Source organism: Pseudoduganella buxea (assembly GCF_009720835.1).
Taxonomy (GTDB): domain Bacteria; phylum Pseudomonadota; class Gammaproteobacteria; order Burkholderiales; family Burkholderiaceae_D; genus Rugamonas; species Rugamonas buxea.
In genome coordinates this window covers 23,797-37,857 of the sequence record NZ_WNKZ01000063.1, presented here as the reverse complement: position 1 = coordinate 37,857, position 14,061 = coordinate 23,797, and the positions used below count along the sequence as shown (strand labels likewise).

The window sequence follows — 14,061 nt, the reverse complement described above, 5'->3', positions numbered from 1 at the left end:
ACCGCCCTGCGCCACCTGCTTGATCGCTGCAATCTTGAATTCCTCTGTGTACCGCTTACCGCTCATATCTTCTCCTTGTGCCCGACATTATGGCTCAGGAGTGTCTACGATAGTCGTGGCGATTCACTTAAAGGTGCTGCAGAACGGGAAGCGCTCGTCCAGGCGATGGCCGACGATCCTGCCGGCGCCCAGGTCGATGGCGGCCACGCCGATCCGGCCCTTGAAGTCCTTTTCCAGTTCCGCGAACGAGCGCACCGGCTTGCGCTTGACGACCGTGGTGGCGGCGGCAAGGGGCGACAGAAGCGACAGCAGGGACAGCGCGGCGGGGACGCCGACGGCGGCGGTGATCAAGGTGCGGCGGGTGCGGGAGATGGTCATGGGCTCGGTGGCGAAAAGACAAGAAACCGACATTCTAAGGCCGGAGGCCGGTGAGGTGACGTCCATGGTGGACCGGCCCGTTTTTCCCCTTTCCGCAGAGGCGCTCGATGAGCGCGTTGTCATCGCGGTTTCCTCGGCATGAAGTGGATGGCTGCGTGCCAGGTTGCTTCACACTTCGACAGTCGTCAGTCCCTCAGCTGCTCTTCTTGCGAGAGGGAATCGCTGTGATCCTTCGCATCATCGCCTCGACAGGTCCATGGGCCCATCGCGTCGCCCAGATCGATGCGGCGAGCGTTACCGCGAAGAGAAACAAGCTGGCACACAAAGCGACCTGTATCAGGTCGGCGGAACCGTCGAGTAGAGCCAACGCTTCCAATGTTCCCATTCCGATGAATATATGCATCAGATACAACGTCAATGTCATCTTGCCGGCGTCTGCTGCCATCCAAGGTAAGGCAAGCGCGGTGTAAGCCACAGGCATGCGCCGATGACTGCGCTTGCACTGCCCAGCCCAACCACGCAATATATCGGACCTGCTGGCAAAGGCGCCGTGCCCAAAAGCCAGGCGACAGGGAGATCACGCAGAAGATCGGCGATAGCCAAGCCACAGCAAGCGACCCCCAGGCCCACGATTGCCATCACCATTTGCATGCGGCTGGTGTGCAGGGGCGCTTGTCCAAGAAGCAAGCCAAATAACAGAAATATCAGCCAGGGCAATACAGGGTGAAACCCGTTGAAGAATAAATGGCGCAGTGCGCCTGGCAGAGTCCATAGCTCCGAGTATTCCAGTCGGTCCCAGTTCCAGCCATTATTGTAGTCAAAGTTTATCTGTGCCCATATTGATATGGCTGCGACGACCAGGATTGCTGTGGATAGGGTCCGGGGGCGCGAATGCAGAAAGGGTAGGGCCAGAAAAAAATAAATTGCATAATAATGCAAAATATCGGCAGGAAAAATGCTCAGGTTGCAATATCCGACAATGAGCAAAAATAAGGCGCGTCGAGCAGTCCAGATGTAGGCCTTGCTCTTTTCCATGGAGCGGGTCGCCAGTGACAGACCGATTCCGGCAAGCACGACAAATGTTGCGGATGCTTTACCTTCGATAAGCCAGAACATTTTGTCCAGCCAGCGTGCCTGCGCGGTTTGCACTTCCATGGCTAAGCGGAAATTTACAAATACCATACCAGCAAACGCAAGGTAGCGTGCTACATCCAGTCCGACCAGGCGCCTCGCGTCTGTTTGCATATTCATGCCGAAAGCAGGCAACGCAAAAGGGAGTGGGAAACGACCTGCAAGCCTTCGTCTTGATCGGCCATGATTGCTTCCCTCAGTGCTCCCGCTTCCACGCCATCAAGCAGCAGTTGTGCAATCGCCCGTGGATCCGCGCCGGGCCTGAGCGTTCCTCTCGTGGCACCTTGCTCAATCGCCGCCGCGAATGCTTCAAGCAACTGACGACGGGTCGCCGCGAAGGCCGGGCGAAGTGGTGACGAGCGTGCCAAATCCGCGAAGCATTCAGCGGTGAGAATTGCCCAGTCTTTTTGAACATTCAGCGCGCGATAGAAAGACAGCACCGCCATAAGCTCCTCTACGTTTGGCGCTGCCATGCATTCGAATGCTTCCGTGACGGGCTGTAAGTCCAGGCGTTCCAGCTCGGCCACTTCCGCAATCAGCTGTTGCTTTCCAGAAAAGTCTGTATATAGGTTGAGCAGGCTGACATTGGCCTGGTTCGCAATGTCGCGCATGCTGGTCGCGTAGAACCCTTTATTGATAAAAAAAACAATCGCCGCCTCAATTTTTTTATGCCGGTCAGGGTTGGTGGCGCGTGTGTTCATTATGCAATCTTAAATGAACGGACGTTCGTTCGACAACACTTCGGGACGATTCGATACGATAAGCGAGGCGACAGAGTCAGGCCATTCCTGTTGCAGTCACACCGCTGCGAAAACGCAGGGATGGATCCCGTGGCAACCTGGGAAGCACTGATTTATTGCTGGCCGATGAGTTTATTCGCGAAACCGTGTCCGGAAAGAGCAAATGCCCTGTCATGCCAGGGTATGGCGGAGTATTCGCGGCGTTGGGCGCGCTTTCCCGAGGCTAAGATCGCCGTCGTGAAAAATCAGCGCGTTTCTACGCGACGACGTTGACGGGCGCCCCGCCGGCGAAGGCTTCGATATTGCCGGTCAACTGGTCCGCCAGCCCCTGCATGGCTTCGGCGCTGGCCCACGCGGAGTGGGGCGTCAGCAGGAAGTTCGGCAGGCGCAGGTTCAGGAGCACATTGTCCGGCGGCGGCGGTTCCTGCGACAGCACGTCGAAGCCGGCGCCGGCGATGACGCCGCGCGTCAAGGCGTCGGCCAGTGCCGCTTCGTCCACCAGCCCACCGCGCGCCGTGTTGACGAGGATGGCCGAAGGCTTCATCCGCGCCAGTTCCGGCGCGCCGATCAGGTTGCGCGTGGCGGCGCTCAGTGGCACGTGCAGGCTGACGACGTCGGACGTGGCCAGCAGTTCATGCAGCGGCAGGTTGACGACGCCGTCGACCGGTGTGCGCGTGTGGACGGCAACGGTCATGCCGAAGGCGCGGCCGATCTCGGCCACGCGCTTGCCCAGCGCGCCGTAGCCCACCAGTCCCAGGCGGCTGCCGTGCAGGTCGCGGATCGGGTGGTCGAACAGGCAGAAGCGCTCGGAGCGTTGCCACTTGCCCGCCTCCACGTCGGCACGGTAGGCCAGCAGGTTGCGGCGCAGCGCCAGGATCAGCGCGAAGGTGTGCTCCGGCACGGCGGCGAAGGCGTAGTCGCGGATATTGCAGACGACGATGCCCCGCTCGCGGGCGGCGGCCAGGTCGACGATGTCCGTGCCCGTCGCGGCCACGGCGATCAGGCGCAAATCCGGCAGTCGGGCCAGCGCCTCCGCGCGCAGCGGCACCTTGTTGGTAATGGCAATGGTGGCGCCGGCAAGCCGTTCGATGGCTTGCTGCGCCGTGCTGGCCGGGTACTCGGTCCAGTCATGGTCGAAGCCGGGGCGGCGCACGTCGGCGATGAGGCTGGCGCGGTCGAGGAAGACGATGTTGTGCCGGGCGATGTTGTTCCGATCGAACTTGTTCTGATTGCTCTTGTTCCGATTCATGCGGTCTCCATCATCAGGGTGGGGGCGGCGGTGGCGCTGGCGTGGGCTGGCGGGCGGATGCGCATCGCCGGATGGCTGTCGAACAGCTCGGCGACCCATTCGACGAACACGCGCACCTTGGCCGACAGGTGGCGGTTCTGCGGATAGACGATGTGCACGGGCAGCGGGTCGGTGCTCCAGTCGGGTAGTACCTGCACCATGCGGCCTTCGCCCACGTGCTTGTGCAGCAGGTAGTCCGTCATCTGGATCACGCCCAGGCCGGCCAGTCCCGCCTGGACGTAGGCGTTCGAGTCGTTCAGCGCGATCACGCCAGGCATCGGCACTTCGATGCGTTCGCCGTCCCGGTTGAAATCCCAGTCGTAGATCTTGCCCGTCTTGGCCGAGAAGTAATTGACGCAGCGGTGCCGCGCCAGGTCGCGCGGGTGCTGGGGCGTGCCGTATTTTTCCAGGTAGGCGGGGGCGGCGCAGGTGAGGAAATTGAGCACGCCGATGCGCCGCGCGATCAGGGTCGAGTCGACCAGGTGGCCGCCCCGCACGGCGCAGTCGACGCCTTCCTCGATCAGGTCCACCGGCCGGTCGCTGCAACCGAGTTCCAGCTGGATGTCCGGGTAGCGTTCGAAAAAGGCGGGCAGCGCGGGCACGAGGATTTCGCTGGACAGGCCGGTCGGGGTATCGACGCGCAGGCGTCCGCTGGGCGACAGGCGCGTGCGCGACAGCGACTCCTCCGCCTCCTTCACGTCGGTGAGGATCTGCAGGCAGCGTTCGTAGTAGGCGGCGCCGTCGGCCGTCACGGTGACCTGGCGCGTGGTGCGGTGCAGCAGCTTGACCGACAGGGCCGTTTCCAGCTGCTGGATCAGGGTCGACACGGTCGCCTTGGGCAGCTGCATGTTCTCGGCGGCACGCGAAAAGCCCCCTGCGTCGACCACCTGGATAAACACTTCCATTGCCTGCAGTTTGTTCACGCCGCACTCCCCAAGTCCGTTTGCCGGTCCACTTCTTGTCTGGATACTCAGCATTTGATAGTCACACCGTCCGTACTGAACAGCTAAACCGTGTAATACCGCAGTCATTGTTCGTGGATCTGAACAATCAATTCGTCGTTAAGCTATTTATCAGATTGTAGTTCAAAGTTATAGTTACTGCACTGCATCAAGGAAGGTGCAGTTCACGCAGGACTGACAAGGAGTTGATCATGGGATATCGGGACGGAATTCTGGCGATGGTGGCACTGGCTTTGTGCCTGCTGGCACTGGCGGGCATCGTCTCGACGGATGCCTATTCGACGACGGCAGGGGCGGAAGCGGCCGGTTATGGCGCACTGCAGCGCGAAGTGTTGGGCGGGACCCAACTGGCCGCGGCGGGCGCCGAAGCCCTGGCCTCCGCTCCCGAAAGCGCGCGCTGATGGGGGGTACTGTTCCAGCGCTGCCGGACGACCTGGTCCTGCGCGACATCGAAGTCAAGGGCGCGGAAGGCCAGTTGGCCGCGCGCCTGTACCTGGCCGGTCCCGCGCCCGCCAAGCGCGACACCCTGGTGGTGTTCTTCCATGGCGGCGGCTTCACCGACGGCAGCATCGACGAGGCGGACGATTTCCTCAGCCGCCTGGTGGGCCCGGACACGGTGGCGCTGGCGCCGGCCTACACATTGGCGACCGAGCGGCCCTTCCCGGCCGCCGTGGAGGATGCGCATGCCGTGCTGCTGTGGGCGAAGAAGAACAAGACCAAGCTGGCCTGGAGCGGCAAGCGCCTGGTGGTGGCCGGCATCGAGGCCGGCGCCAACCTGGCGGCCGTCGTGTCGCTGATGGCACGCGACCGCGGCGGGCCAAGCCTGACGGGGCAGGTACTGATCATGCCGATGCTCGACCCGGGCCTGTCGACCTGCTCGATGCGCGAAGTGCCGGCCTGTCCGGACAAGGCAGCCGTGGCGGACATGGTGGCAGGCACCTGCGCCGCCGGCTACCGGGGCTACCTGCCCAATGCCGCCGACCGCACGCACCCGTATGCATCGCCGCTGCAGTCGTCGCGCTTGAAGAACCTGCCGCCGGCGCTGATCCTGTCGGCCGAGGACGATCCACTGCGCGACGAAGCGGAGCAGTATGGTGCCAAGCTGATCCGCTGCGGCATCACGACGACGGTGCGGCGCCTGCCGCCCCCGCCGCTCGAGCAACCGGGGGGGCGCAGCGATTGCGCCTGTTATTTCGCACTCAATGAAATCGCCGCCTTCATCCGCGGCGTCGACGGGACGGAGACCCCGGCGCCTGGCTTCGGCCAATAAATAAATAAAAACGTTTACATATCGCCTTGTCGGCGATATAGTCAAACCAGCATATCTTTAACCAATAGTAGTTTCTGCACGGTTCCAGACCTTGTGGTCAAAACATGCCCTCGCGACATTGTGGGCCTCCTTTCGCCCTGCGTTCCTGCAGACGCGGTGGGAAGCGGGAAGGAAACTCGGTTCAGTAAAAATTTTCATACAAATAGGGGTGAATAATGAAAAAAATGAAATCATTGACCGCACTGGTGCGACCAATAGTTGCTGCGCTGGCCGTGGCCGGCCTGGCCGGCGGACTGCTTGCCGGCTGCGAGGATGCAGCCGGCAAGGCCGCGGAGGCCCCTGCCGCCGCCGGCGGTCCACCCGTCTCCGCCGCCGTCGTGCTGGAAAAATCGATCGCGGAAACGCAGGAATTCTCCGGCCGCCTGGAAGCGATCGACCATGTCGAGATCCGCTCGCGCGTGTCCGGCTTCATCACCCAGGTCAACTTCAAGCCGGGCAGCCAGGTGAAGAAGGGCGACGTGCTGTTCGTCGTCGATCCGCGCCCTTACCAGGCCGAAGCCGACCGGGCCCAGGCCGCCGCCGCCTCGGCCCGCGCCAAGGCCGACCTGGCCCGCCTGGAGCTGACCCGCGCCGAGCGCCTGCTGGCCGACAAGGCCATTGCCCAGCGCGAGTTCGACGAACGCGCCGCGTCGCAGAAGGAACTGGACGCCAACGCCCGCGCGGCCCAGGCCCAGTACGAGTCGGCCAAGCTGAACCTGGCCTACACCCGTGTCACGTCGCCCATCGACGGCCGCGTGTCGAAAGCGGAAATCACCCTGGGCAACCTGGTCGACGGCTCGGCCGTGCTGACCTCCGTCGTGTCGCTCGAGCGCATTTACGCCAGCTTCGATGGCGACGAGGAGACCTACCTGCGCGTCGGCGCCCAGTCGCACAAGGGCGAGCCGGTGGTGGTCAAGGTGGGCCTGGCCAACGAGGAAGGCTTCCCGCACGAAGGCAAGCTCGAATTCGTCGACAACCAGCTCGACGCCCGCACCGGCTCCGTGCGCATGCGCGCCACCTTCGCCAATACGGACGGCACCCTGGTGCCGGGCCTGTTCGCCCGCGTCCAGCTGGGCGGCGGCAGCGCGCAGTCGAAGGCCATCCTGATCAACGACCGCGCCGTCGGCACGGACCAGAACCGCAAGTTCGTCTTCGTCGTCGGCAAAGACAACAAGGCCGAATACCGCGCCGTGACGCTGGGCCCGACGGTGGACGGCATGCGCGTCGTGCGCAGCGGCCTGAAGGCGGACGAGAAGATCGTCGTCAACGGCCTGCAGCGCGTGCGCCCCGGCGCGCCGATCACGCCGCAGATGGTGCCGATGACGTCCGACGTCGCCGCCGCGGGCGCCAAGTCCGAAGACAAGAAAGACGCCAAGGTCGCCGCGCTGTAAGGCGGGACCGACGCCAATAATAAGGAACAAGCCATGAACTTCTCACGCTTCTTTGTCGACAAACCGATTTTCGCGGCCGTGCTGTCGATTATCGTGTTCGTCGCGGGGCTGATCGCCATCTTCAAGCTCCCCATCTCCGAGTATCCGGACGTGGTGCCGCCATCGGTCGTGGTGCGCGCCCAGTATCCCGGCGCCGACCCGAAAGTGATTGCCGAAACCGTGGCCGCGCCACTGGAAGAGCAGATCAACGGGGTCGAGAACATGCTGTACATGTCCTCGCAAAACACGTCCGACGGCGCCCTGATGCTGACGGTGACGTTCGCCATCGGCACCAATGTCGAGCAGGCCGAAACGGCCGTGCAGAACCGCGTCCAGCGAGCGCTGCCGCGCCTGCCGGAAGAGGTGCGCCAGATCGGCGTCACGACGGTGAAAAGCTCGCCGAACCTGACGATGGTGGTCCACCTGAATTCCCCGGACGGCCGCTACGACGACCTGTACCTGCGCAACTACGCGGTGCTCAACATCAAGGACCAGCTGGCCCGTATCCACGGCATGGGCGAGGTCCAGCTGTTCGGTTCCGGCGACTATGCCATGCGCGTCTGGCTCGATCCGCAGAAGGTGGCGGCGCGCGGCCTGACGGCCGGCGACGTGGTCGATTCGATCAGAGAACAGAACGTGCAGGTCGCGGCCGGTGTCATCGGCCAGGGCCCGTCCAAGGACGCCGACTTCCAGCTGACGGTCAAGACGCACGGGCGCCTGCAGTCCGCCGAGGACTTCGGCAATATCGTCGTCAAGGTCAACGCCGACGGCGCCACCACCTTGCTGAAGGACGTGGCACGCCTGGAAATGGGCTCGAACTCCTACGCACTGCGCTCGCTGCTGAACAACAAGTCGGCCGTGGCCATCCCCATCTTCGAGGCGCCGAACGCCAACGCGCTGCAGCTGTCGACCGACGTGCGGGCCCGCATGCAGGAACTGTCGAAAGATTTCCCGGAAGGCGTCGAATACAGCATCGTGTACGACCCGACCCAATTCGTGCGTGAGTCGATCGACTCCGTCATCCACACGCTGGTCGAGGCGGTGATCCTGGTCGCCCTGGTCGTCATCATCTTCCTGCAGACGTGGCGCGCATCGATCATCCCGCTGCTGGCCGTGCCGGTGTCGGTGGTGGGTACCTTCGCCGTCATGCTGGCCTTCGGCTTCTCGATCAACACGCTGTCGCTGTTCGGCCTCGTGCTGGCCATCGGTATCGTCGTCGACGATGCCATCGTCGTCGTGGAGAACGTCGAGCGCAATATCTCGAACGGCCTGACGCCGCGCGACGCGACGATCCAGGCCATGAAGGAAGTGTCGGGTCCCATCATCGCCATCGCCCTGGTGCTGTGCGCCGTGTTCGTGCCGATCGCCTTCGTGTCCGGCCTGACCGGCCAGTTCTACCGCCAGTTCGCGTTGACAATCGCCATCTCCACCGTGATATCGGCCTTCTCGTCGCTGACCCTGGCACCGGCCCTGTCGGCCGCGCTGCTCAAGGGCCACGACGAACCGAAGGATGCGCTGACGCGCGGCATGGACAAGGTGTTCGGCCGCTTCTTCGCCGGCTTCAACAAGTTCTTCAACCGCTCGGCCCATGGCTACGAGAACGGCGTCAAGGGCGTGCTGCGCCACAAGGGCGGCTCGCTGGTGCTGTACGCGCTGCTGACGGCCGCCGGCCTGTTCATGTTCAAGGCCGTGCCGCCGGGCTTCGTGCCGTCGCAGGACAAGCAGTACCTGATCGGTTTCGCCCAGCTGCCGGACGCCGCCTCGCTGGACCGTACCGACGCCGTCATCCGCAAGATGTCGGAAATCGCCGAGGACATCCCCGGCGTGGAGAACTCGATTTCCTTCCCGGGCCTGTCGATCAACGGCTTCACCAACGCACCGAACGCCGGCATCGTGTTCCTCGGCCTGGAGCCGTTCGAGAAGCGGCGCGACAAGAACACCACGGCCGAGGCCATTGCGGCCGAGATGAACAAGCGCATGGGCGCCGTGCAGGATGCCTTCGTCATGGTGCTGCCGCCGCCGCCCGTCAACGGCCTGGGCACCACGGGTGGCTTCAAGCTGATGATCGAGGATCGGGGCAACCTGGGCTACGACGAGCTGTTCAAGGCCGTGCAGGCGGTGCAGGCCAAGGCCTGGCAGAACCCGAAACTGGCCGGCGTGTTCTCCGGCTACCAGATCAACGTGCCGCAGCTGTTCGCGGACGTCGACCGGGTAAAGGCCAAGCAGCTGGGCGTGCCCCTGCAGACGATCTACCAGACCTTGCAGATCAACCTGGGTTCGCTGTACGTGAACGACTTCAATCAGTTCGGCCGCACCTACCAGGTGCGGGTGCAGGCGGACGCGCAGTTCCGTTCCCAGCCCGAGCAGATCGCCCAGCTGAAGGTGCGCAACGCCAAGGGCGAGATGATCCCGCTGTCGTCGCTGATGCGCGTCAAGGACACCTATGGCCCGGATCGCGTGCAGCGCTATAACAACTACGTGGCGGCCGACCTGAATGGCGGTCCCGCGCCGGGCGTCTCGTCCGGCCAGGCCCAGGCCGAGATGGAGAAGATCCTGGCCGAGACGCTGCCCAAGGGGATCACCTACGAGTGGACCGACCTGACCTACCAGGACATTTTGGCCGGTAACACGATGATCTTCGTCTTCCCCCTGTGCGTGCTGCTGGTCTTCCTCGTGCTGGCCGCCCAGTATGAAAGCTGGACCCTGCCGCTGGCCGTCATCCTGATCGTGCCGATGTCGATCCTGTGCGCGCTGGTGGGCGTCAAGCTGACCGGTGGCGACAACAACGTCTTCACGCAGATCGCCCTGTTCGTGCTGGTGGGCCTGGCCTCGAAGAACGCCATCCTGATCGTGGAATTTGCCCGCGAGCTGGAAGACCATGGCCGCAGCATCGTCGAAGCGGCGCTGGAATCGTGCCGCCTGCGCCTGCGTCCGATCCTGATGACGTCGATCGCCTTCATCATGGGCGTGCTGCCCCTGGTATTCTCCAGCGGCGCCGGTTCGGAAATGCGCCATGCGATGGGCGTGGCGGTGTTCGCCGGCATGCTGGGCGTGACCTTCTTCGGCCTGTTCCTGACGCCCGTGTTCTACGTGCTGCTGCGGACGCTGGCGAAACGGATGGAAAAACAAAAACCGGCGGCCGGGCTGGCCGTCGTGAAAATGGAAGGAACCCACGGATGAACACGATGATCGCAAGGGGCGTGGCCCCGCTGCTGGCAGTGCTGCTGACGGCCTGCGCGGCCCCCCAGTTCAAGCAGCCCGCCATCGAAGTGCCCGGCGCCTTCAAGGAGTCGCAGGCCACGGATGTCAAGACGGCGGCCGACGGCACGCGCTGGAAGATGGCGCAGCCGGCCGAGCAACAGCCCCGTGGCGAGTGGTGGCTGGCCTTCGACGACGCGGGCCTGAATGAGCTGATCGCCGAGGCCACGCGCAACAACGCCAACCTGGCCGTGGCCACGGCGCGCGTGCGCCAGGCCCGCGCCATCGCCGGCGTGGCCGAGGCGGACCGCGTGCCCCAGGTGAACGCGGGCATCGGCGCCAACCGCGTCCGCCAGTCGCCACTGGAACTGGGCCTGCCACAGGGCCGCGATGTGCGCCCAAGCACGAGCTACTCGGCCCAGCTGTCGGCCAGCTATGAGGTGGACCTGTTCGGCCGCGTGTCGTCGAACGTGGCCGCGGCCCGGGCCGACGCGCTGACGGTGGAGGCGAACTACCGCTCCGTGCTGCTGTCGCTGCAGGCCGACGTGGCCCAGACGTGGTTCCGCCTGCGGGCCACGGACGCCGAACTGGCCACCCTGGCCGAGACGGTGCGGCTGCGCCAGGAGAACGTCAACATCAACCAGCGCCGCTTCGACCTGGGCGATATCGGCGAGTTCGACCTGTCGCGCGCGAAGACGGAACTGGCCACGGCCCGCGCCGAGGCCATCGGCCTGGAACGCCAGCGCACCAATGCCGAACACGCGCTGGCAGTCCTGCTGGGCAAGCCGGCCGCCGCGTTCACGGCCGCCGTCAACCCGCTGCTGGAAGCCGGTGTGCTGCCGGCGATTCCCGCCGGTCTGCCGTCGTCGCTGCTGGAGCGCCGGCCCGACATCGCCGCCGCCCAGCGCGCGATGGAAGCGTCGAACGCCCGCATCGGCGTGGCCCGCGCGGCCATGTTCCCGGCGCTGTCGCTCAATGCCGGTGGCGGCGGCATCGGCCCAGCGTTCGCGGACGTATTCAAGTGGAGCAGCCGTTCCTGGGTGCTGGGCGCGCTGCTGTCGATGCCCGTCATTGACGGTGGCCGCAACCGCAATAACATCGTGCGCAGCGAGGCAGCACTGGAAGAATCGGTCGGCCAATACCGCCAGAGCGTGCTGACGGCATTTGCCGAAGTCGAGGACAACCTGGCCGGCCTGCGCATCCTGGCCGGCCAGACCGAGCGCATCGAGGAGGCCGTCGTGTCGGCACGCCGCTCGGCCGACCTGGCCCAGAAGCTGTATGCCGCCGGCCGCTCCAGCTACCTGGAACTGCTGGACGCCCAGCGCAACCTGGCGTCCGTCGAACGCAGCGCCGTCCAGCTGCGCGGCGAGCGCGCCGTCACCACCGTCGCGCTGATCCGTGCACTGGGCGGCGGCTGGGATGCCGCCACGGCACAGACCACGGTCAATACGGCACAGGCACGCAACTGACGCGCCTGGCCGACTGAGCCCTTGCGGCGGCCCGGTTCACCCCGGCCGCCGCTTTTTTATTGCCAAAAAAATGGGGACAGACCCCATTTTTTTGGCAATTTTCGTTATCATCCGCACCATCGAATCCGCAATCGGGCCATTCCGTGATCACCAGCGCCTTGCTCGCCACCATACCGGGCGTTCACCACGGCTTCGGCACTGCCGTTGACCTGGTGCCGCCGCCCTTGCAGCCGCACTGGGGTGAAAGGCCCGACAAGCGCCAGGTGCATGGCACGCGCGTTGCCCATGTCACCGGTCCGCACCAGCGCGTCGGCGACGCCGATGCCTTCCACACGGCGCAGCCGCACCTTCCCGTCAGCGTCATTACGGCCGACTGCGTGCCGCTGCTGCTGGCCCGGCGCGACGGCCGGCGTGTCGCCGCCGTGCATGCGGGCTGGCGCGGCCTGTACGACGGCATCATCCCGAACGTGCTGGCGCAACTGGAGACAGGGCGGGGCGACTGGGTCGCGGCCATCGGTCCCACCATCTGCGCGGCCTGCTATGAAGTGAGCGAGGCGCTGGCGCAGCAGTTCGCGGAACGTTTTCCGGCGCATGCCGACCGTGTCGTGCCGACCTGCCGCCACCTCGACCTGCGCGCGCTCGCACGCCACCAGTTGACGCAGGGCGGCGTGACGGCCATCGACGACGCGGGCGGCTGCACCTGCTGCACGCGCGGCGCCGACGGCCGGTACCTGTACCGCAGCTACCGGCGCGGCGACCGCAATTCGCAGCAGCATGCCGGCCTCTTTATCTCCCGCTAACAAAGGACACCATGAAGCACACGCTGAAAACGATCGTCGCCACTACCACGCTGCTGCTTGGCACGAGCGCGCTGGCCGGCGACTGGGATGAGCCGCAGGAGCCATTCCTCATCCATGGCGGCAGCTACTACGTCGGCCCGCACGGCATCAGCGCCGTGCTGGTGACGTCGCCGGCCGGGCATATCCTCATCGACGGCGGCACGGAGAAGTCGCCCAAGGCCATCGCCGCCCATATCCGGCAGCTGGGCTTCAAGGTCACGGACATCCAATACATCCTGACGTCGCACGAACATATGGACCATGCGGGCGGCATCGCGGCGCTGCAGAAGCTGTCCGGCGCCGTCGTCATCGGCAGTCCCAAAAGTGTCGCCGTGCTGGCCAGCGGCAAGCCGGACCGGGGCGACCCGCAGTTCGGCAACCTGTCCGACATGGCGCCCGTCGCCAACACCCGCGCGGTCAAGGATGGCGAAGTGGTCAAACTGGGGCCGCTGGCGTTGACGGCCCATTACACGCCGGGGCACACGCAGGGAGGGCTGAGCTGGACGTGGCAGTCGACGGAAAAAGGACGAACCGTCGCCATGGTGTTCGCGGACAGCCTGAACGCGGTGACGGCCGAAGGCTTCCGTTACGGCGGCAGCCCCGCGTGGCCGACGGCGAAAAGCACGCTGGAAGCGTCCATCGCCAAGGTGGCGGCATTGAAATGCGACGTGCTGGTGTCGGCGCACCCGGAAGGCAGCGACCTGTGGGAACGCAAGGCGGCGCAGGCCAGACTGGGCAGCGCCGCCTTCATCGACCCCGACGCTTGCCGCAAGTACGCGGACAGGAGCAGGGCGCGACTGGCCAGGCAACTGACTGCGGAGCTGACCGATAAGGCGGCCACCGGGCACTGACAACTGCTCCGGCAAAAAAAAGCCCGCGCAAGAGCACGGGCAAGGGAGGGGGCACGACTTTCTAGTTCTTGGTGTAGCAGCCTGAGAGTGGCCTTGTTATTTGGTTTGCGCAGCGACGCTGTCCTGCTTGTCTTCCTTGGCTTCAGCCTTCTTGTGGGCTGCCTTGCTGTGTGCCTTGGCTTTCTTTTCCTTGGCGTCGGCCTTGGCTTCGGCGACATCCTTGTTCGCTTCGGCCTGTTCCTTCGCGACCTTCGCGTCAGCCTTGGCGACTTCCTTGCTTTCCTTGGCCTCGGCCTTCGCAGCCGTCTTGGCTTCCTTGGCTTCCTGCTTCACGGCGACGGCTTCGTTGTGGGCGGCAGGGGCGGTGGCGGTTTGAGCGAACGCGGCACCAGCGAACAGACCGGCGATCAGGGTAGCGATGATTTTCTTCATGGTGCGTTTCCTCTTCAGTATGTTTCAGTGTGGT

Annotated in this window: 14 protein-coding genes; 7 read left to right on the top strand and 7 right to left on the bottom strand. The window is 64.6% G+C overall.

Features of this window, described 5'->3' with window-relative positions:
• Positions 1-123: 123 nt before the first annotated feature.
• From GM672_RS19300 to GM672_RS19280, 6 genes are all read right to left on the bottom strand, one after another.
• Positions 124-378 carry a hypothetical protein gene (locus GM672_RS19300; protein ID WP_155472163.1) on the bottom strand — a complete coding sequence of 85 codons (255 nt, stop codon included), beginning with the start codon at positions 376-378 and terminating at the stop codon, positions 124-126.
• 193 nt (positions 379-571) lie between these two features.
• Entirely contained in the window at positions 572-763 is a 192-nt protein-coding gene (locus tag GM672_RS29270) for a DUF418 domain-containing protein (RefSeq protein ID WP_229417823.1), read from the bottom strand.
• 35 nt (positions 764-798) lie between these two features.
• Positions 799-1,629, bottom strand: a complete 831-nt coding sequence (locus GM672_RS19295; protein WP_229417821.1) for a heparan-alpha-glucosaminide N-acetyltransferase domain-containing protein — start codon at positions 1,627-1,629, stop codon at positions 799-801.
• A complete protein-coding gene (locus GM672_RS19290) occupies positions 1,626-2,210 on the bottom strand; it encodes a TetR/AcrR family transcriptional regulator (RefSeq protein ID WP_155472162.1) in 585 nt (194 codons plus the stop codon). Before GM672_RS19290 ends, GM672_RS19295 begins: the two co-directional genes overlap by 4 nt.
• 295 nt (positions 2,211-2,505) lie before the next feature.
• The gene (locus GM672_RS19285; RefSeq protein ID WP_155472161.1) at positions 2,506-3,498 is read right to left on the bottom strand and encodes a D-2-hydroxyacid dehydrogenase; all 993 of its coding nucleotides are present in this window, start codon (positions 3,496-3,498) and stop codon (positions 2,506-2,508) included.
• A complete protein-coding gene (locus tag GM672_RS19280; RefSeq protein WP_229427780.1) occupies positions 3,495-4,460 on the bottom strand; it encodes a LysR family transcriptional regulator in 966 nt (321 codons plus the stop codon). Before GM672_RS19280 ends, GM672_RS19285 begins: the two co-directional genes overlap by 4 nt.
• A gap of 230 nt (positions 4,461-4,690) precedes the next feature.
• Here GM672_RS19280 and GM672_RS19275 point away from each other — a divergent pair, with 230 nt between their 5' ends.
• From GM672_RS19275 to bla, 7 genes are all read left to right on the top strand, one after another.
• Entirely contained in the window at positions 4,691-4,900 is a 210-nt protein-coding gene (locus tag GM672_RS19275; RefSeq protein ID WP_155472160.1) for a hypothetical protein, read from the top strand.
• Entirely contained in the window at positions 4,900-5,769 is an 870-nt protein-coding gene (locus GM672_RS19270; RefSeq protein ID WP_155472159.1) for an alpha/beta hydrolase, read from the top strand. Before GM672_RS19275 ends, GM672_RS19270 begins: the two co-directional genes overlap by 1 nt.
• 215 nt (positions 5,770-5,984) lie before the next feature.
• On the top strand, positions 5,985-7,199 hold the full coding sequence (locus GM672_RS19265; protein WP_155472158.1) for an efflux RND transporter periplasmic adaptor subunit: 1,215 nt from the start codon (positions 5,985-5,987) through the stop codon (positions 7,197-7,199).
• Positions 7,200-7,232: 33 nt separating this feature from the next.
• Positions 7,233-10,418 (top strand): efflux RND transporter permease subunit, encoded by a 3,186-nt coding sequence (locus tag GM672_RS19260; RefSeq protein ID WP_155472157.1) that lies wholly within the window; start codon positions 7,233-7,235, stop codon positions 10,416-10,418.
• A complete protein-coding gene (locus tag GM672_RS19255) occupies positions 10,415-11,905 on the top strand; it encodes an efflux transporter outer membrane subunit (protein WP_155472156.1) in 1,491 nt (496 codons plus the stop codon). The genes GM672_RS19260 and GM672_RS19255 overlap by 4 nt, the downstream gene beginning before the upstream one ends.
• A gap of 143 nt (positions 11,906-12,048) precedes the next feature.
• Positions 12,049-12,705: a peptidoglycan editing factor PgeF gene (gene pgeF, locus GM672_RS19250; RefSeq protein ID WP_170300145.1), complete on the top strand. Its 657-nt coding sequence runs from the start codon at positions 12,049-12,051 to the stop codon at positions 12,703-12,705.
• Between the two features lie 11 nt (positions 12,706-12,716).
• Positions 12,717-13,595 (top strand): subclass B3 metallo-beta-lactamase, encoded by an 879-nt coding sequence (bla, locus tag GM672_RS19245; RefSeq protein WP_155472154.1) that lies wholly within the window; start codon positions 12,717-12,719, stop codon positions 13,593-13,595.
• A gap of 96 nt (positions 13,596-13,691) precedes the next feature.
• On the opposite strand, the gene GM672_RS19240 is transcribed toward bla, so the two are convergent.
• Complete coding sequence (locus tag GM672_RS19240; protein WP_155472153.1) at positions 13,692-14,027, bottom strand: hypothetical protein; 336 nt, start codon at positions 14,025-14,027, stop codon at positions 13,692-13,694.
• Positions 14,028-14,061 lie beyond the last annotated feature (34 nt).

Coding starts and splice junctions, on each gene's coding strand:
- GM672_RS19240 (WP_155472153.1), bottom strand. CDS start 14,027: ATGAAGAAAATCATCGCTACCCTGATCGCCGGTCTGTTCGCTGGTGCC.
- bla (WP_155472154.1), top strand. CDS start 12,717: ATGAAGCACACGCTGAAAACGATCGTCGCCACTACCACGCTGCTGCTT.
- GM672_RS19275 (WP_155472160.1), top strand. CDS start 4,691: ATGGGATATCGGGACGGAATTCTGGCGATGGTGGCACTGGCTTTGTGC.
- GM672_RS29270 (WP_229417823.1), bottom strand. CDS start 763: ATGGGAACATTGGAAGCGTTGGCTCTACTCGACGGTTCCGCCGACCTG.
- GM672_RS19295 (WP_229417821.1), bottom strand. CDS start 1,629: ATGAATATGCAAACAGACGCGAGGCGCCTGGTCGGACTGGATGTAGCA.
- GM672_RS19285 (WP_155472161.1), bottom strand. CDS start 3,498: ATGAATCGGAACAAGAGCAATCAGAACAAGTTCGATCGGAACAACATC.
- GM672_RS19300 (WP_155472163.1), bottom strand. CDS start 378: ATGACCATCTCCCGCACCCGCCGCACCTTGATCACCGCCGCCGTCGGC.
- GM672_RS19270 (WP_155472159.1), top strand. CDS start 4,900: ATGGGGGGTACTGTTCCAGCGCTGCCGGACGACCTGGTCCTGCGCGAC.
- GM672_RS19265 (WP_155472158.1), top strand. CDS start 5,985: ATGAAAAAAATGAAATCATTGACCGCACTGGTGCGACCAATAGTTGCT.
- GM672_RS19255 (WP_155472156.1), top strand. CDS start 10,415: ATGAACACGATGATCGCAAGGGGCGTGGCCCCGCTGCTGGCAGTGCTG.
- GM672_RS19290 (WP_155472162.1), bottom strand. CDS start 2,210: ATGAACACACGCGCCACCAACCCTGACCGGCATAAAAAAATTGAGGCG.
- GM672_RS19260 (WP_155472157.1), top strand. CDS start 7,233: ATGAACTTCTCACGCTTCTTTGTCGACAAACCGATTTTCGCGGCCGTG.